Origin of the sequence: Gallibacterium anatis DSM 16844 = F 149 (genome assembly GCF_000379785.1) — a bacterium.
GTDB classification, from domain to species: Bacteria; Pseudomonadota; Gammaproteobacteria; order Enterobacterales; family Pasteurellaceae; genus Gallibacterium; species Gallibacterium anatis.
This window is the reverse complement of record NZ_KB903726.1, coordinates 47,243-66,149: the sequence shown is the minus strand read 5'-3', so window position 1 is coordinate 66,149 and position 18,907 is coordinate 47,243. Positions and strand designations below refer to the sequence as shown.

18 protein-coding genes and 1 pseudogene are annotated in these 18,907 nt (G+C 35.0%); 7 read left to right on the top strand and 12 right to left on the bottom strand.

Features of this window, described 5'->3' with window-relative positions; genetic code table 11:
• Positions 1-147 precede the first annotated feature (147 nt).
• Positions 148-459: pseudogene (locus tag A3EO_RS0109900) on the bottom strand (PfkB family carbohydrate kinase); the annotation flags it as partial.
• Positions 460-798: 339 nt separating this feature from the next.
• Here A3EO_RS0109900 and A3EO_RS0109895 point away from each other — a divergent pair.
• From A3EO_RS0109895 to A3EO_RS0109885, 3 genes are all read left to right on the top strand, one after another.
• On the top strand, positions 799-1,764 hold the full coding sequence (locus A3EO_RS0109895) for a TRAP transporter substrate-binding protein (RefSeq protein ID WP_018347022.1): 966 nt from the start codon (positions 799-801) through the stop codon (positions 1,762-1,764).
• Positions 1,765-1,786: 22 nt separating this feature from the next.
• On the top strand, positions 1,787-2,119 hold the full coding sequence (locus tag A3EO_RS13930; protein WP_049804998.1) for a TRAP transporter small permease: 333 nt from the start codon (positions 1,787-1,789) through the stop codon (positions 2,117-2,119).
• A 144-nt stretch (positions 2,120-2,263) separates the two neighbouring features.
• Positions 2,264-3,565: a TRAP transporter large permease gene (locus A3EO_RS0109885; protein ID WP_018347021.1), complete on the top strand. Its 1,302-nt coding sequence runs from the start codon at positions 2,264-2,266 to the stop codon at positions 3,563-3,565.
• 291 nt (positions 3,566-3,856) lie between these two features.
• Here the strand turns inward: A3EO_RS0109885 and iolB are convergent, their stop codons facing one another.
• Entirely contained in the window at positions 3,857-4,687 is an 831-nt protein-coding gene (gene iolB, locus A3EO_RS0109880; protein ID WP_018347020.1) for a 5-deoxy-glucuronate isomerase, read from the bottom strand.
• Positions 4,688-4,906: 219 nt separating this feature from the next.
• Here iolB and A3EO_RS0109875 point away from each other — a divergent pair, with 219 nt between their 5' ends.
• Positions 4,907-6,421, top strand: coding sequence for a CoA-acylating methylmalonate-semialdehyde dehydrogenase (locus A3EO_RS0109875; protein ID WP_018347019.1), 1,515 nt, complete (start codon positions 4,907-4,909; stop codon positions 6,419-6,421).
• Positions 6,422-6,590: 169 nt separating this feature from the next.
• On the opposite strand, the gene A3EO_RS0109870 is transcribed toward A3EO_RS0109875, so the two are convergent.
• On the bottom strand, positions 6,591-8,255 hold the full coding sequence (locus tag A3EO_RS0109870; RefSeq protein WP_018347018.1) for a putative transporter: 1,665 nt from the start codon (positions 8,253-8,255) through the stop codon (positions 6,591-6,593).
• A 180-nt stretch (positions 8,256-8,435) separates the two neighbouring features.
• Here A3EO_RS0109870 and A3EO_RS0109865 point away from each other — a divergent pair, with 180 nt between their 5' ends.
• Positions 8,436-10,220 carry an ABC transporter ATP-binding protein/permease gene (locus A3EO_RS0109865; protein ID WP_018347017.1) on the top strand — a complete coding sequence of 595 codons (1,785 nt, stop codon included), beginning with the start codon at positions 8,436-8,438 and terminating at the stop codon, positions 10,218-10,220.
• Between the two features lie 48 nt (positions 10,221-10,268).
• Here the strand turns inward: A3EO_RS0109865 and hpaC are convergent, their stop codons facing one another.
• The 4 genes from hpaC to aroQ all read right to left on the bottom strand — a co-directional run bounded on the left by hpaC (position 10,269) and on the right by aroQ (position 13,219).
• On the bottom strand, positions 10,269-10,778 hold the full coding sequence (gene hpaC / locus A3EO_RS0109860; protein WP_018347016.1) for a 4-hydroxyphenylacetate 3-monooxygenase, reductase component: 510 nt from the start codon (positions 10,776-10,778) through the stop codon (positions 10,269-10,271).
• Positions 10,779-10,831: 53 nt separating this feature from the next.
• The gene (accC, locus tag A3EO_RS0109855) at positions 10,832-12,178 is read right to left on the bottom strand and encodes an acetyl-CoA carboxylase biotin carboxylase subunit (protein WP_018347015.1); all 1,347 of its coding nucleotides are present in this window, start codon (positions 12,176-12,178) and stop codon (positions 10,832-10,834) included.
• Positions 12,179-12,237: 59 nt separating this feature from the next.
• Positions 12,238-12,705 carry an acetyl-CoA carboxylase biotin carboxyl carrier protein gene (gene accB / locus A3EO_RS0109850; protein WP_018347014.1) on the bottom strand — a complete coding sequence of 156 codons (468 nt, stop codon included), beginning with the start codon at positions 12,703-12,705 and terminating at the stop codon, positions 12,238-12,240.
• 61 nt (positions 12,706-12,766) lie between these two features.
• Positions 12,767-13,219: a type II 3-dehydroquinate dehydratase gene (gene aroQ / locus A3EO_RS0109845; RefSeq protein ID WP_013746257.1), complete on the bottom strand. Its 453-nt coding sequence runs from the start codon at positions 13,217-13,219 to the stop codon at positions 12,767-12,769.
• Positions 13,220-13,437: 218 nt separating this feature from the next.
• Between aroQ and A3EO_RS0109840 the strand changes: the two genes are divergently transcribed.
• Entirely contained in the window at positions 13,438-14,424 is a 987-nt protein-coding gene (locus tag A3EO_RS0109840) for a 2-hydroxyacid dehydrogenase (RefSeq protein WP_013746258.1), read from the top strand.
• Positions 14,425-14,531: 107 nt separating this feature from the next.
• Positions 14,532-14,858, top strand: a complete 327-nt coding sequence (trxA, locus tag A3EO_RS0109835; RefSeq protein ID WP_018347013.1) for a thioredoxin TrxA — start codon at positions 14,532-14,534, stop codon at positions 14,856-14,858.
• A gap of 65 nt (positions 14,859-14,923) precedes the next feature.
• On the opposite strand, the gene A3EO_RS0109830 is transcribed toward trxA, so the two are convergent.
• From A3EO_RS0109830 to smpB, 5 genes are all read right to left on the bottom strand, one after another.
• Positions 14,924-15,619, bottom strand: coding sequence for an NTP transferase domain-containing protein (locus tag A3EO_RS0109830; protein WP_018347012.1), 696 nt, complete (start codon positions 15,617-15,619; stop codon positions 14,924-14,926).
• Complete coding sequence (locus A3EO_RS0109825; RefSeq protein ID WP_018347011.1) at positions 15,616-16,524, bottom strand: DMT family transporter; 909 nt, start codon at positions 16,522-16,524, stop codon at positions 15,616-15,618. Before A3EO_RS0109825 ends, A3EO_RS0109830 begins: the two co-directional genes overlap by 4 nt.
• A 168-nt stretch (positions 16,525-16,692) precedes the next feature.
• Positions 16,693-17,484, bottom strand: coding sequence for a choline kinase family protein (locus tag A3EO_RS0109820; RefSeq protein ID WP_018347010.1), 792 nt, complete (start codon positions 17,482-17,484; stop codon positions 16,693-16,695).
• Entirely contained in the window at positions 17,474-18,265 is a 792-nt protein-coding gene (locus A3EO_RS0109815; protein ID WP_018347009.1) for a LicD family protein, read from the bottom strand. The genes A3EO_RS0109820 and A3EO_RS0109815 overlap by 11 nt, the downstream gene beginning before the upstream one ends.
• A 31-nt stretch (positions 18,266-18,296) precedes the next feature.
• Positions 18,297-18,776 (bottom strand): SsrA-binding protein SmpB, encoded by a 480-nt coding sequence (gene smpB, locus A3EO_RS0109810; protein WP_013746260.1) that lies wholly within the window; start codon positions 18,774-18,776, stop codon positions 18,297-18,299.
• Between the last annotated feature and the right edge of the window lie 131 nt (positions 18,777-18,907).

The window sequence follows — 18,907 nt, the reverse complement described above, 5'->3', positions numbered from 1 at the left end:
GGTCTTTTGGAACGAGTTGTTCGAGACTTATCATCTCGATTTCATATTGGAGTGAGGGTGTATTTTTGAGCATAGGCATTTCCTTTTTTCGATATGCCTATTAGATCAAACCTCTAGAGGTATGTCTAGAGGTTTGTCAGCAGTCTGAAATGTCTCCTTATCTTTGATTCCTAAAATAACTAATGCAGTAAGACGCTCTTTATCAGTAATTAAATGACTGGTGTCCACACCAACACTTTGCAACTCTTCTCGCAAAAAACGCCCCATATGTTCATCGCCAACTCTTGCCAACATCGACGACTTCAAACCTTGAATCGCCGTTCCATAAGCAACATTTCCTGATGATCCCCCTAAATATTTCGCAAAACTACTCGCATCCTCCAAACGAGAACCAATTTGTTGTGCATAAAGATCTACCGCAACACGGCCTAAACAAATCACATCTAATGTTTTAGACATTTTGTGCCTCCTAAAGCCTCTCTTAAATAAAAAATAAATTCCAACAATAAAATTTTAGAATAAAAATTTCATATTATCAATGATTTATTATACTAATATAGTATAGCCAAATAAGTTGTTCTTATATTTATCTATTTAATCAAACAATTATCTATATTGATAGGCGAAAAAACGAAATAAAAATTAGATATACGTCACAAAATGAAATATTCATTCTTTACAAGCCTGGACAAAAATGCAATTCTTTATACAAAGGTGCTATGTGATGTGTAGTGTATCACCACAGTGTACCTCTCTTTTATTAACTGAATCTTTTTCACCTCACACTAGGAGATCATTATGACTAAACTACTATCAATAGCTATTTTATTAGGATTCTCTATAAATTCTGCCTTTGCTGCACCAATTACCTTAAAGTTAGCTCATGATTTAGATAGAAATCATTCTGTCAGTAAAGCTTTTGAATATTTTGCTAAGGATGTAGCTACATTATCAAATAATGAAATAAAAATTCGTATATACGGCAATGGACAAATGGGCAGTGCACGAGAAACAATGGAACTATTGCTTGAGGGTGGCTTAGATATGACAAAAGGTTCCAGTAATTTAGAATCTTTTGCTGATATTTATAAAGTTTTTAGCCTACCTTATCTATTCAAAGATAAAAAACATCATGACGCAGTGGTTTATGGTCCTATTGGTAGGGATATTATGAATTCGACAAAAGATAAAGGTTTTTTTGCACTGTCTGCCTATGATACAGGTACAAGAAGTTTTTACTCAAATAAAGAAATTATAAATCCTAAAGATTTAAAAGGAATCAAAGTTCGTGTTCAACCATCACAAACAAGCATTAAAATGGTGGAATTAATGGGTGGTTCTCCTACACCTGTTTCATTCAGCGAAATCTATACTGCATTACAGCAGGGGATCATAGATGGAGCAGAAAATAATATTCCAACATGGGTCAATGCTCGTCATATTGAGTTGGTTAAAGTATATTCTGAAGATCAACATACCTCTGTACCTGATTTTTTAGTCATTTCTACAAAAAGGTGGAATAGCTTAACACCACAACAACAAGAAATTATTACTAAAGCAGCAAGGGATTCTGAATTATGGCACGGTAAATTATGGGCACAAGAAATGGAACAAGCTAGAAAGGATGCCGTAAAACTTGGGGGGAAAATTGTTAAAAGCAATAAAGAAGAGTTCAAAAAATTAGTAAAACCTATATACGATGAATACAGGAAAAACCCTGAGAATGCCAAATTATTAGATGAAATAGAAAACGCTAGTAAATGATATAATATGAGGTAAGACCATCATGTTTAAAATTAATCAATACCTAAATAAAATTCTTGAAATAATATTAATCATATTGATGGTCTTTTTAACTCTTTGCATTATTTGGCAAGTAATTAGTAGATACATACTAAATGAACCAAGTACTATTACAGAAGAGTTATCAAGATTTCTGATGATTTATACTTGTTTATTAGGCTCAAGTTATGCTTTAGGCAAAAAAAAACATCTTTCTATAGATTTAATTTTTTCATATATCTCTTTAGAAAATAGAAAAAAATTAAACACATTATTAAATGTAATAATGGATTGTTATCATATATGGTGGAACAAAATTAACCATCAATACGTTTGAAAGCCTTCAAACTTCTCCTGCACTACAAATAAAAATGGGATATATCTATATGATCATTCCTATTAGCTTTATGATCATTCTTTACTATTCTATTCAAGAAATAATTACTCAATTTTCTAGTATGAAAAATGATAAGGAGTAACTATGGAAAGTTATATTGCTTTAATATTATTTTCAAGTTTTTTTATCTTAGTATTTATAGGGCTTCCAATATCCTTTGCTATTGGAATTGCAACTACTTTATCTATGATATATATGCTTCCTATCGAAACTGCTATTTCTATAGTTTCCCAAAGACTTGCCAATGGAATAGATAATTTTGCTCTATTAGCTATTCCATTTTTTATTTTGTCTGGCAACTTAATGAATCACGGTGGTATAGCAATTAGGTTAATAGATTTTGCTAAAATATTAATTGGTAATAAACCAAATTCTTTATATCATGTAAATGTCCTAGCAAATATGATGTTTGGATCAATATCTGGCTCTGCCACGGCTTCTGCAGCTGCAGTAGGTGGAACCCTTGTAAAAATACAACAAAAAGAAAAATATGATCCTAATATATCTGCAGCAGTTAACATTTCATCTTGTATTTCTGGATTATTAATTCCTCCTTCTAATGTATTAATTGTATATTCTTTAACGGCTGGTGGCATCTCCGTTGGAGCTTTATTTGTTGCTGGTTATATACCTGGTATTCTAATGGGATTATCCATTATGGTTGCTGCTACATTTTTATCTAAAAATAAGTTTAATGATAAAAGAGTAAAAATAACCTTTTTAGAATTTATGTTCTATTTATGGAGAGCTTTACCTAGCTTATTATTAGTATTTATTGTAGTAGGTGGAATAGTTATAGGTGCTTTTACTGCAACCGAAGCATCTGCTATAGCTGTTCTATACACTTTTATATTATCTGTATTTATTTATAGAACGATTTCATTCAAACAATTACCACAATTAATACTAGAATCAGTAATAATGACTAGTGTAATTATGTTGTTAGTTGGCTTCTCTGTTGGAATGTCTTGGGCGATGACCAATGCTGACATACCTTTTTGGATTAGTGAATCTTTATTAAATATATCAGATAATCCTATCATCATTCTATTTATAATAAATATGATATTGTTAATAATTGGTATATTTATGGATATGACCCCAGCTGTTCTCATATTTGCTCCAATATTTTTACCTATAGTGCAAGATCTTGGCGTAGATTTGGTTCATTTTGGTATTATTATGGCAGCAAATTTATGTATTGGACTATGTACTCCCCCTGTTGGAACAGCACTTTTTGTAGGATGTTCCGTAGGAGAAGTAAAAGTGTACACTGTTATTAAACCTTTATTACCAATGTATCTAGCGTTATTTATTATAGTCATGTTGATTACTTATATTCCTAGCATTTCATTATTTCTGCCAAGGGCTTTAGGTCTAATATAAATTATTATAGCTAGGTTTTTACCTAGCTATAAATTATTAGATAAGTCAATATAATAATCTATCAAAATGATAGATATCTTATAGTAATTTAAAAACCTTACTATAAGAATTTTTTAATTTTCATGAAAGAATAATCCTAATCTAAGGTATTATTTTATTCAAAAATTAAGAAAATAATTTGAAATCAATGAAATAAAATTCTAAAAAATAACGAAATCGATAAAAATCTTTTTCGTTATTTCTAATAAGGATATGAATGTATATTTAGTTTAGTAACAACTAAAAGGATAATTATTCTACTTTGCTAAACTTATCTGCATATTCTTCCGTATTGATCCACTGGTGATCTTTTTCCCAAGTAAAACGCCATTTTCTAATTGGTCCTGCCATAACATTTAAGTAATAGTTATTGTATCCTGCGATAGTTGCTACTGGATGATACCCTCTAGGGACTTGTACAACATCACCGTCATATACTGCCATACATTCATCCAAACTACGATCATCCGTATAAACTCGTTGTAGGCAAAAACCTTGACTAGGTTCAAAACGGTGATAATAAGTTTCTTCTAAATAGGTTTCCTCTTCACTATTTTTTTGATCGTGTTTATGACTCGGGTATGAGCTGGTATTACCTTCATCTGTAAAAACTTCAACAACCAATAATGCATCTGCTGGCTCAGTTTCTGGCAAGATATTGTGAACTAAACGTTTATTATTGCCATAACCTCGTTTTTCTACGCCAACTTGTTCGGGAGTAATTATCCTCACTGGTAAATTACCTTGACTTGGTGCTCGACAAATTGCAATTTCTGTTTCACTTTCAGATTTAATTTGAACATTTTTATGATGAGGAACATAAAGTGAATATGGTGGAATACGTTCAAAAGGTGAGGTACGATTGCCTAAACGAGAAAATTCTTTTCCATCCACATCAAATGTCGCATAACCTGAGACCATTACGAAACAGACCTCTGTAGTTTCTGTAGAAATAGAATAAATTTTTCCTTCTGAAAGATGTAACAATTCAAACCCAACATACTCCCAGCCAGCACTTTCAGGTGTAATTTGTTGACGTAACCCATCTACAACATTCTTTGATTTTACTAATAATTTGCTCATTCTAAATCTCCTTATACTCGGTTTTATAGGTACTCTAACAGTTTCAAAGTATAAGATAGAAATGTAATTGAATGAACTTCGTTTTTGCAAAGATCTAACCCAGATCACAAAATTAAATAAAAAATTTATTTTAGTTTTATTTTAAATTGAAATTTTTATTTCAAAAGAGTATGTTATCTCCATCATCAACCTAAAGAATGTTAAACAGAGAGGATTACTATGAACTCAATTATTCCAAATTTTATCAATGGTCAACCTATAGAAAGTGAAAGCCAACGTATTAGTTTTGTTTATAATCCTGCCACTGGTGAGCAGACAAAACAGGTGAAACTTAGTACGACTGCTGAAATGGAAAATGCAATCAGTGCAGCTCAAGATGCTTTTCCTGCTTGGTCTCAACTAACCCCATTACGTCGGGCAAGAATCTTATTTAAATTTAAAACGTTATTGGAAGAAAACTTTGATGAATTAGCCCGTCTTATTAGTAATGAACACGGAAAAATCTACTCCGATTCTATCGGTGAATTAACCAGAGGGTTGGAAGTAGTCGAGTTTGCAACCGGTATTCCACACCTGCTAAAAGGTGAATTTTCAGCTAATGTAGGGCGTGGTATTGATAGTTTTTCAATGATGCAACCTTTAGGCGTTGTCGCAGGAATCACCCCTTTTAATTTCCCGGCAATGGTACCAATGTGGATGTTTCCAATTGCATTAGCTTGCGGTAATACTTTTGTATTGAAACCTTCTGAAAAAGATCCTTCATTATCTATTCGTTTAGCTGAATTACTAAAAGAAGCCGGATTACCGGATGGTGTATTTAATGTGGTTCAAGGTGATAAAGAAGTTGTTGATGTTTTATTAAAAGATCCTCGTATTCAAGCAGTAAGTTTTGTTGGATCGACACCAATTGCACAATATATTTATGAAACCGGCTCTAAATATGGTAAACGGGTGCAAGCATTGGGTGGTGCAAAAAATCACGCATTGATTATGCCTGATGCAGATATTGAAACCACCGCCAACGCACTATTAGGCGCGGCCTTCGGCGCTGCCGGTGAACGTTGTATGGCACTTTCTGTCGCTGTTACAATTGACAATGATTATGCCGATGCCCTCATCCAAAATTTAGTGCCAAAAATAAAAGGATTACACATTGGTCCAGGAGTTTTGCCTGAAGGTGAACAAGAAAATGATATGGGACCATTAATTTCTAAAGCACACTTAGAGAAAGTATCTGGTTATATAGACCAAGGTGTGAGTGAAGGTGCAAAATTAGTGGTTGATGGACGAAATTATAAAGTTAAAGGTTATGAAAACGGTTATTTCATTGGTGGTAGTTTGTTCGATAACGTTACTCCGGAAATGACTATTTATAAAGAAGAAATTTTTGGACCTGTGCTTGCGATCGTCCGTTCTAAAAACTATCAAGAGGCTATTCAACTTATTAATGAACATCAATACGGTAACGGCAGTGCAATCTTCACCAGTGATGGCGATGCAGCACGTCAATATAGCCACGATGTCAAAGCCGGTATGGTTGGCATCAATATTCCAATTCCTGTGCCTATGGCATTCCACTGTTTTGGTGGCTGGAAAGCCTCTATCTTTGGCGCTCTTAATGTTTACGGCCCTGATGGAGTTCGTTTTTATACTCGAATGAAGACTGTTACTAGCCGTTGGCCGAATCATAAAGTAAGAGAACAAGGTGCTGCATTTAGTATGCCTACATTATAATTTGAAAAACTTCTAAAATTACGAACGCCTGTGTAATAATCTGCACCCCTGAAATTGGACATATTATCCATAATGACAGCGGTGCAGATTTTTTTATGACCAAATATAACCAACCCGACCTAAGTCGGGTTGGAGAACAATTAGATAACGATTTTTTGATGAAGAATCGCTAAGCTGAAAACCACAATAACAGAATTGCCAACAGTTGAGGGGTGATGATCCTGAGGAACATTACCAACGGATACACTGTCGCATAAGAGAGTGAAGCCGCACCGCTTTCTTCTTTTAATGCATTGGCAAATGCTAATGCCGGAGGATCAGTCATTGAGCCGGCAAGCAAACCGCAGATGGTGAGGTAATTCAACTTGCCATAAATTCTCGCCACAATTCCGGTAATAAATAACGGAATAAAGGTGATAACCGCACCATAAAGCACCCATTCACCGCCATCGCCGTCAATTAATGATTCAAGGAAATTACCGCCTGATTTCAAGCCGACAACGGAGAGGAACAACACGATACCAATTTCACGCAACGCTAAGTTGGCACTCGGTGGCATAAACCAGTAGAGTTTTCCGATACTACCGATTCTCGCTAAAATTAACGCAACAACTAACGGACCGCCCGCAAGCCCAAGTTTCAATGCCACCGGAAAACCTGGAATTTGTACCGGAATAGAACCCAATAACACCCCAAGACCGATACCGATAAAGACCGGTAACATTTGCACCTGTTGCAATTTTTGCTGCGCATTTCCAATAATGGCAGTAACTGCTTCAATGGCATCCAAACGACCAACAAGGTTCAATACGTCCCCGAACTGTAAACTCGTATTCTGACTAGGAACCAATTCAACCCCGGCACGGTTCAAACGTGAAATCACCACTTCATATTTTTGGTGGATATTTAAATCACGAATTTTTTTACCGAGAACCTGTTCATTAGTCACAACAACACGAACAGTACGCAAATCCGTACCACGCGTTGTTAAAAGCTCATTCGCTGCCAATTCACCAACCACTAACTGCACACGATGAAGCACCGCCGGTTCTCCGACTAAATGCAGATAATCGTTCAAATTTACGATAGTGTCATCTTTCGGCACTAATAACAAATCACCACGTTTTAAACGTGAACAAATGACATCTTTCAACTCCAAGCCCGGAATTTCAGACATTCTCAATCCGGCTAAATTAGGATTGGTAACGCGCACATTAATCGCACTTAGTGTCTCTTTATCGTGATTCATCTCACGTTCAAAGGCCGCCGCTTCCTGATCCACTTTAATTTTGAAGAATAAACGAATTAGCCACATTGTTAATAAAATACCGCAAATACCGAACGGATAAGCCATTGCATAGGCGGTACCCATTGTTTCTGTGATATTGGTAAAACCAAGCTCCGCTAAGATTTGTTGCCCTGCCCCTAAAGACGGCGTATTGGTAATTGCACCGGAGAAAATCCCTAAAATAACCGGGAGTTCCAATCCGAACAATTTATACATTGCAATAACAATTAATGCGCCTAAAAAAACGATCATCATTGCAAATAGATTCAGTTTTAAGCCTGATGATCTTAAAGAAGAGAAGAACCCCGGACCGACTTGAATTCCGATGGTATAGACAAACAGAATTAAACCGAATTCCTGCACAAAGTGCATTGTGCGAGCATCCAGTGCAATGCCATATTGTGTGGTGAAATGTGAAACTAATATTCCACCAAACAGCACACCGCCGATCCCCAAACCGACGCCTCTAATTTTCCAGTGTCCTATCCATAATCCAAGTACAGCAACTAATGATAGGAGACTGATCGTGATAGCAATATCACTCATACAACTACTCCTTAATAGTTAAAAACAAAACTGCGCAAGATTATATTGCTTTCTAAAACGAAAAAAACTGAGGAAGGGCAAATTTTGTTGAATTTTTTACAAAAATTTTTGCCTAAACGATTTTATCTAGGCAAAATAGCCCACAGTTTATTCAAAAAATAAAATATCTCGGATTTTTCAATGGATTTAGTCTCTGAAGCAATTAATTCTTTTTGGTGGATAGCCAAAAGTTTTATTATCAGCTCAATTTGTTTTGCGATCGCACTGTTTTTGCTAATCAAATCAACGCGATGGGGGCATCAATTTTGGCAACTCGCTAAACATTATTTTGTCGGCAAACAGGGCATTGCACCAATTGTCACTTTCTGTGTGATCGTTCTGTTAACGTTGCTTTCTGTTAGAATTGATGTCATTTTCTCGCAATGGTACAACAATATGTACAAAGCTTTGCAGGAACTGGATGAAACTGCATTTTGGCAACAAATGATCTTCTTTGGTGTCATTGTCAGCATTAACTTACTAAATGCGCTTATTATCTATTACATCAAAAATCGCTTTAATATTCATTGGCGAGAATGGCTTAATCAACATTTTTTGGATCGTTGGTTATCGAATCAAACCTTTTACAAAACACAATTCAGCTACAACCAATTGGATAACCCGGATCAACGTATTCAACAGGATATTACTTCTTATATTGAGAACTCTCTCAATTTTGCCACCGGCGTCATCAGTGCCTGTGTTTCGATTGTTGCCTTCACCATTATTCTTTGGAATTTGTCCGGCCCAATGACTATCGCCGGAGTAGAAATCCCACATATGATGGTTTATCTTGTCTTTATTTATGTTTTAATTACCAGCGTTTTTGCTTTCAAACTTGGTCGACCATTAATCAAGCTAAACTTTGCTAATGAAAAATTAAACGCTGACTATCGTTATTCACTGATCCGCTTAAAAGAATATGCGGAAAGTATCGCTTTTTATGCCGGTGAAAAAATAGAGCGAATTCTGTTAAATCAACAATTTAAACGCATTATTGATAACGTTTGGAAACTTGTTTTCCGTACACTGAAACTTTCGGGATTTAATATTGTCGTTAGCCAAATTTCTGTGGTATTTCCGTTTATTATTCAAGCACAACGCTTTTTCTCCAAACAAATTACCTTGGGGGATATGGTGCAGACTGCACAGGCATTCGGTCAGGTTCACAATTCACTCTCATTTTTCCGTAACAGTTATGACACTTTCACCGAATATCGTGCCACATTAGACCGTTTAAGCGGATTTACTGCCGCAATGCAAAGTTGCCAATCACATTCCACTGCCAATATTCTGCCGTCGCAAGGCAATGTTGTTTTTGAAAACCTCTCAATTTATAACGCAGACGGGAAAGCATTGCTCAAACAACTCAATCTAACTTTAACTGGCGGACAACGTTTATTAATCCAAGGCCCATCCGGTATTGGTAAAACCACATTATTACGCACAATTGCTGGCTTATGGCTTTACTCGGAAGGAAAAATTTATTGCCCGCAACAAACGCTGTTTCTATCGCAAAAAAGCTACCTGCCACAAGGCAGTTTACGCGCAACATTGTATTATCCGAACCCTATTCCAAAACAAAATGAACAAAATGCAGTTGATGTGTTGAAATCCGTTCAATTAGCACATTTGGTTGATAAATTAGACGAAGAACGTGACTGGACACGCATTCTCTCACTGGGTGAACAACAGCGACTTGCAATTGCTCGCTTACTTTTAGCTAAACCTAAAGTGGCTTTCTTAGACGAAGCTACATCCAGTATGGATGAAGGTTTAGAATTTGCGATGTACCAATTAATTCTAGACCAGCTTCCTGACACCATTTTAATCAGCGTCGGACATCGTTCAACCTTAAAACAACATCACAATATTGCATTAATGTTGACGGGGAATGGGGAGTGGTATTGTGACACCACACATTAGACATAAAAAATCCGCTCATAGGAGCGGATTATGTATAAATAATTTTCTCTATGTGACAACCTGAAACCCTCGATTGAAATAAATCAAACCATTACCGTCATACACATCGATTTTATCCAGTGTTACGAAAAACAACGAGTGCGTGCCAACTTCGTGGATCATAGTGATTGTCCCGTGCAGATTAGCTAATGAACCGATTAATGCCGGGGCGTGATGAGGTTCGTGCTTTTCTTGCCAAATTTCCATATTAAAGCGTTCTTCCATTGAACTTTCTCGCATACCTGCAAAATGGCAAGCAAGTTCCTGCTGCTCTGCGGATAAAACATTAATACAAACCTGCTTATTCTGCTTAAATACGGTATTCATTTGGCTATTACGATTCACACAAACCAAAACAGTTGGTGGTGTATCTGTAATCGAACAAACTGCCGTCGCCGTAATACCGCAAGTCCCCGCTTCACCTCGTGTTGTAACAATATTCACTGCCGCCGCTAATTTAGACATCGCATTACGGAAGTTTTGTTGTTCGGGCGTTAATGTTTCTGCTATTTTTGCCATATTTTCAAATTATCTTAAGCGAAAAACGCCGGTAAATTACCGGCGTTTAATAACTAATCATTCAACCCTAATTTTTTCTCAAGGTAATGAATGTTGGTACCACCTTTTTGGAAATTTTTATCTTCCAAAATCGATTCGTGTAATGGGATATTGGTTTTAATGCCGTCAATAATTGTTTCCGCTAAAGCATTTTGCATTCTGCGAATAGCCACTTGACGATCTTCACCATACGCAATCAATTTACCAATCATTGAGTCGTAATTTGGCGGCACAGTATAACCACCATAAATGTGAGAATCCCAACGAATACCGAACCCACCCGGTGAGTGAAGATGTTCGATTTTACCCGGAGATGGTAAGAATGTAGTTGGATCTTCTGCATTAATACGACATTCAATTGCGTGCCCGCGTACTTGAATATCTTCCTGTTTGAAAGATAGCGGCAAGCCTGATGCAATGCGTAACTGCTCTTTGACTAAATCAACACCGGTGATCATTTCAGTAACCGGATGTTCCACTTGGATTCGAGTGTTCATTTCAATGAAATAGAACTCGCCGTTTTCATATAAAAACTCAAACGTGCCTGCACCACGATAGCCGATCTCTTTACACGCATTAGCACAACGTTCGCCGATATGACGGCGCATCTCTTCAGTAATGCCCGGTGCCGGTGCTTCTTCCACCACTTTTTGGTGACGACGTTGCATTGAACAGTCACGTTCAGCTAGATAAATTGCATTACCGTGTGTATCTGCCAACACTTGAATTTCGATATGTCGTGGATTTTCCAAATATTTTTCCATATAAACCATATCATTATTAAACGCAGCTTTCGCTTCCGCTTTTGTCATTGCAATCGCTTCTTCCAAAGCGCTTTCTTGGCGAACAACGCGCATTCCTCGACCGCCGCCACCGCCGGAAGCTTTAATAATAATTGGATAACCGATGCGTTTGGCAATCTCTTTATTCTTATTAATATCTCTGCCCAATGGACCATCCGAACCCGGCACACAAGGCACTCCGGCTTTTTTCATTGCTTCAATCGCTGAAACTTTATCCCCCATTAAACGGATAACATCAGCAGTCGGCCCAATAAAAACGAAACCGGAATGTTCAACCTGCTCCGCAAAATCGGCGTTTTCTGATAAAAATCCATATCCCGGATGAATTGCATCTGCACCAGTTACTTCCGCTGCGGCAATAATTGCCGGAATATTTAAATAACTTTTTGCAGATGGCGCCGGCCCGATGCAAACAGTTTCGTCCGCAAGCAAAACGTGTTTTAACATACGATCTGCGGTTGAATGTACAGCCACAGTGGCAATACCCAACTCTTTGCACGCTCGTAAGATACGCAATGCTATTTCACCACGATTAGCGATAACTACTTTTTCTAACATAGTTCTATCCATAAAAATCGACACAATATGCTCTGTTGCCATATTGTGTCATAGTGAATTTATTCGATTACGATTAATGGTTCATCAAATTCAACCGCATCACCATCATTAACCAGAATAGCTTTGACTACACCGGCTTTATCCGATTCAATACGGTTCATCATTTTCATTGCTTCGACAATACAAAGTGTATCACCGACTTTAACGCTTTTACCCACTTCAACAAATGGTGCGGCTTCAGGACTTGGACTACGATAGAATGTACCCACCATTGGTGAGCGAACGGTATGACCGGAAATTGCATTCGCTTCTGCTGCCGGGGCTGCCGCCGGTGCTGCTGTAGGTGCTGCAACCGCTGCCGGCGCGGCTGGTGGTACAATGATCGGTTGTGGAGCAACCGGAGCCGCCGCTGCTACTGCACTGCCACGACTAATACGCACTGATTCTTCGCCTTCGGAAATCTCAATTTCCATAATGCCTGATTCTTCAACCAATTCGATAAGTTTTTTAATTTTACGAATATCCATAGTTTGATCCGCTTTAGTTAATGTTTAATCGACAAATCGCTACAAAGAACAGTAGCGATGATTAATTTGCTTGTTGCTGTTGCAAATGGGCAACGGCAAACTGTAACGCATATTGATACCCAGCCGCGCCTAATCCGCAAATTACGCCCACAGCAATATCGCTTAGATAGGAGTGATGACGGAAAGGTTCACGACGATGAATATTTGAAAGATGAATTTCAACGAAAGGAATTTCTACTGATAATAATGCATCCCGCAATGCCACACTGGTGTGAGTAAACGCCGCCGGATTAATCAAAATAAAATCCACTTTCCCCAAACTTTCGTGAATTTTATTAATCAGTTTTTCTTCGCTATTGGATTGGAAACAACTCAATTCAATGCCATACTTTCCGGCACTTTCTTGCAACGCCGTTTCAATATCTTGTAAGGTCTGTCTACCGTAATGCTTCGGCTCCCGTTTCCCCAACATATTCAAATTAGGGCCATTTAATAACAAAATATGAAATGACATAGTTTCCTCTCACTTCTCGTCTATAAAAATTCAACATTATAACGATTTTATCGAAAATCACAGCATTTATCTGCTCTTACCTCTCATTTTCTTTAAAATTACCCCAAATTGCCCTTTCAGAACTGCTGACTTCAGTACAACCAAAAGCGCCTAACTTGGTCTTGATATGTTACACTATCAACAGGAAAGCAAAATTTAAATTTAATAGGAGTATTACGATGAAAATCGCTGTTTATAGTACAAAAAGTTATGACCGAAAATATTTGGAACTGGTCAATGTCAAATACAATTTTGATCTCGAATTTTTTGACTTTATGCTCAGTAAGCGTACTGCAAAAATGGCGGAAGGTTGCCAAGCGGTCTGTATTTTTGTAAACGATAATGCCGATCGGGAAGTGCTCACCGAACTTGCGCAAATCGGTGTCAAAATTATTGCTTTACGTTGTGCCGGTTTCAACAATGTCGATTTAGAAGCGGCAAAAGAATTGGGATTAAGTGTGGTTAGAGTGCCGGCCTATTCTCCGGAAGCGGTCGCCGAACATACAGTCGGCTTAATGTTGACATTAAATCGTCGCATTCACCGCGCTTATCAACGCACCCGTGAAGCCAATTTTTCGCTTGAAGGCTTAATCGGTTTCAATATGCACGGACGCACTGTTGGCGTTATCGGAACCGGAAAAATCGGTTTAGCCGTAATGCGAATTCTAAAAGGCTTTGGTATGCATATTCTCTGTTATGATCCATTTAAAAATCCGGCAGCAGAAGAACTTGGCGCCACTTATGTTTCTTTAGATGAACTCTATGCCCATTCGCACGTCATCACACTTCATTGTCCGGCAACTCCGGAAAACTATCATCTGCTAAATGCCGAAGCATTCAAAAAAATGAAAGATGGTGTAATGATCATTAACACCAGTCGTGGCACATTGATTGATACTCAAGCGGCGATTGAGGCTTTAAAATCTCGTAAAATTGGCGCATTAGGTATGGATGTTTATGAAAATGAACGAGATCTCTTCTTCGAAGATAAATCGAATGAAGTAATTTTAGATGACGTATTCCGTCGTTTATCTTCTTGCCATAACGTGTTACTGACAGGGCATCAGGCATTTTTAACAGAAGAGGCATTAACCAGTATCTCGGATGTGACACTTAGCAATATCCACGCACTGGTTACAAATCAACCTTGCGCAAATCTACTTTAAGTTTTGGCTATTGCTGGAATTGTATTTTGTGCAACAAATTAGTGTTATACTACCGTAACATTTTTAACATTGATGAAAAAATAAACTTCATTTAAGGATTAAACTTTATGAGCGATAAAATTGTTTATTCAAGCGATGCATCTTTCGAAGCGGACGTTTTAAAATCGGATGTCCCTGTTTTACTTGACCTTTGGGCACCTTGGTGCGGACCTTGCAAAATGATTGCACCGGTTTTGGATGATCTTGCAGAAGAATTTGACGGCAAAGTAAAAATCGTCAAAATTAACATTGATGAAAATCAACAGACCCCTGCACAATTAGGTGTGCGCAGCATCCCAACATTGATTATCTTTAAAAACGGTCAACCTGTTGCTACTCAAGTTGGTGCCGTTCCAAAAGCACAATTGGCTGCGTTTATTAATAATGCTCTTTAATACATTTATAAGTTAAATGCTGAATATTAAGGTCACAAATAATACTATTTGTGACCTTATTTTTATCAAGTTTTTTTATAATTTAATAAACTTAAATAATCTTCAACAGTATCCATTTCTCCAGCATCACTGTCATTCAACAACAATGTTCTAACTGCTAATTTTTTGGTTAGAATTAATTTTCTAGGAATATCATCCCAATAATATTTTGGATTATTTAAAATATCAGATTCTAAATAATTAGATAAAGCTTTCTTTATTGAATAACAATCTTCACCTATCCAAAAAGATACTCCTAAAAGAGATGGTTTATCATCATTGCTAACATCTATCTGACGAATAATTCCCATTTTATCTATAATTGGCACCCATTCTTTTTCTCTTTTTAATCTATGTATTAAGAAATAAGTACTACTTTCTAATTTTTCTAAAAAAATATTTTTATATAACACAACATCCGCATCAATAACATAACTATTTTCAAAGTAATTAGATACCTTAAAAAAAGAATAAATGTTATTGTATTCCTTATATTTTTCATTATAAATAATTTTACATTTATATTTATCATTCAAATATTCGAATAAATGAGCATTATGTCCTGTCACAATAAAAATATCAAAAATATTAGCTTCTTGAAGAAATTTAATAGTTCTTTCTATATTAGGCATAGATAAAATTGGAAGTAATGCTTTATGACTATTACTTACAAAATCTTTAAATCTACTTCCTAAACCAGCTGCTAAAATAATTGCATTCATTTTTCACCTTTTGAAAAGCTAATTACTATCGAACAAAAAATACAAAAGCCACCAATTATACTAATGATAGTAAAATTATATGTTGTAAATAAAAACAACATAATCCACAAAATATAACTTATGTTGAAGTTTATTGCATAAGATGATCCGATAATACTTATTGATGTATAATAAAAAAAGTAAGATAATACTGAAAAAATACTAACAATAAATAAATTAAATAAGAATTCTATATTTATACTAAAATTACCACCTAGATAAAAAAATATTAAACACAAGATTATAGAAATGCATATAGAAATTATATATCGAAAAAATAATATTGTTTCAGGAAATATTGATTTAATAGAAAAATACTCACAACATACAGACTCACTTCCCCAAGAAAATGCACATAACAGTGCAAAAAATATTCCAAAAACTTGAAGGTTATTAATTTCTAATGGTTCTATAGTAAGATATAAACCAATAACTGATAATATTATAGAGATAACCACTTTAAAGTTTATCTTTCTATACAAAAAGAACAATATTAATAATGAAAATATTGGGTATATCGATGTAAAATAAGTCGTAATAGCAACCCCAGAAAATACAATAGATAATATATACAATCCCATACCTATAGAAGGAAATACTAAGAAAATAATATTTTTCCTAATAACAAAAGCATTTTTAGAAATATCTAAAGTTATTTTTCTTATTCTTAAAAATGACAAAAAGACAAGTGAAAAAAACTCTGTAAAAAGCAGTATTATTACAGACAAAAAAAGATAATCATCACTCAACTCTTTATATAAAGATGCGACTCGATCTATCAATATTAAATTTATTGCCCAAAGTAATCCAGATAGAATTCCTAAAAGTTCACCTCTAAACTTATAGATTAAGTCTTTCCACATCATATATAATTTTCCTTATACTCTGAATATAAAGAAAAGATTCTTTCTAGGCGTTTATATTTATAATTACCAAAGAAATCACCTCTAGACTCTTTAGCTAATGTCCATAAGTACCAAAGTGCATTTTGTAGAATTTTATATATAAGAATTTTTTCTTCTAAAATATCTATTTTAGAAAGTGAAGGGGGGGGGGGAGGGGGAGGTAGAAAGGTCATAAGAAAAATTATTTTTTTTAATATTCCATAAATTGCAATAATTTTCTAAAAATTTTCTTTCAATATGTTTTGGAAAATTAGATTCTTCAAATAATGATGCAATATCCCACATAGGATCATTCAAGCCAGAATACTCCCAGTCTATTAAATATAACTTTTGAGAAATTAATATATCATCTCCTAAAACAAAATTCTCTGCCACAAGATCATTATGACAAGGAAATAAATTTATACCTAAATCAGCAAATAATCTTCTATACAATCCTAATATCTTAGATTCAAAATGATAGTATTTATCATCAATTACAACATCACTATCTAAAACTATTTTTTTATAAAGTTTATATTCTTCTAAATAATCCCATGTATTTGTAAATTTAGCACCTGAAGAATGAGTATCAACTAATAAATCTACAACTTTATCCAAATATCCAAAAATATTATAAGGAGATAACGTCATAGCATTATTAATATATTTAGTAATTTTATCACCATTATTTTCATTAAAATATATGATATCCGAATTGATTCCCAATTCACTCATTAATACACTATTATTATGTTCATTTTTTCTATTAATAATTTGATTAGAAGTTTTACCAGAAACTCTAAAAACAAATCTTTCATTTTTAGTGGTTATTAAATAGTTTGTATTTGTCATTCCTCCAATTCTATCACAAGAGAGAATTGATTTCTCATCTATATTTATCAAATGACAAAAAGCAGATATTATATTCTTATAACTCATTCATATATGCCTCAATATTATGTCCTTTTCTATCATTCTCAGGTGGCAATTCTAAATAATTGCCATATTGTTTTTTTAACATAAGATCATAGTCTAATGAAACTGGAAACTCATAATTTTCAAACGTAGTTAATATAAATTTTTCAAAAGAATCTCTGTTATAAATATTCCCATCAACTGGGGCATATACGCTTACACAATTTGATCTTTCTTGCTCTGTGATTTTTTTCATCTTATCTAATACAAAATATATAGAAGGAATTTTTTTATAAACCCTGTTAGCTAAAATGTTTAAAATCCTCCCATGTTTAAATAAATGAGATAATAATTTCCGGTAGAACTTATATTTTTTTTGTTGTTTCTCTGCCTTTTTGGGGTCAGATGAGATATCTTCTAAGATAAAAATATCAATATAAATCCCATACTCAATAATATGATTTTTTGTTTTTTCTATTAACAACGTATTTTTATCAAAAAACTTCACTAAATGACCATAGAAAAAATTTTTCTCATCATCAATCCCCCATAATTCGTAATTATCTTTAAGAAGATTACTGCTTTCATTCCATAATTTAACAAATTTATCATATTCTTCTCTTAACATAAAAATATCAATATCATCATCCCAAGGAATAAACCCTTTATGCCTAATAGCACCTAACATTGAACCATATGCTAAAGAATAAGATATGTTATGCTTTCTACAGAAACTATCAAAATTAACTAATACCTGAAGCAAAATTGATTTATAGTCTTTCTCATTTATTTTTTTTCTATCCATAAATATATTCTCAAATTATTTATAAATAACTCTACCTTCCCGCATTTTTCATAATACGATCTTTGGTGAGCTTCCATTCTCTCTCTTTAATATCTTGGCGTTTATCGTGTTGTTTTTTACCTTTAGCAATACCGATTTTGACTTTTGCCCACGCACTTTTCCAATAAAGCGATAAAGCGACAATGGTATAACCATCACGATTTGACTTACCAAATAAAGAATCTATTTCTCTTTTGCTTAATAGCAATTTACGTGTGCGAGTCGGATCGCAAACGATATGGGAAGAGGCAACATTTAACGGCGTAATATTTGCCCCGAATAAAAAGGCTTCACCGTTTTGAAAAATCACATAACTGTCACCAATGTTAGCTTTCCCAGCCCGGAGCGATTTCACTTCCCAGCCTTGCAATGCCAAACCAGCTTCCACTTCATCTTCAATAAAATAATCGTGTCTTGCTCTTTTATTTAAAGCAATCGTATTATCTTTTTTAGTTACTTTCTTTTTTGTCATCATTAAAATCCTTCAAAATTTGTAATTATTCTACCTAATCACTATTTGAAAGACAAAGACAAAGTGTCCCTATTCCCAGTTATCGCGCTCTGGTATAGAATGCGTTACAATTTCACGTTATTTTTATTCAT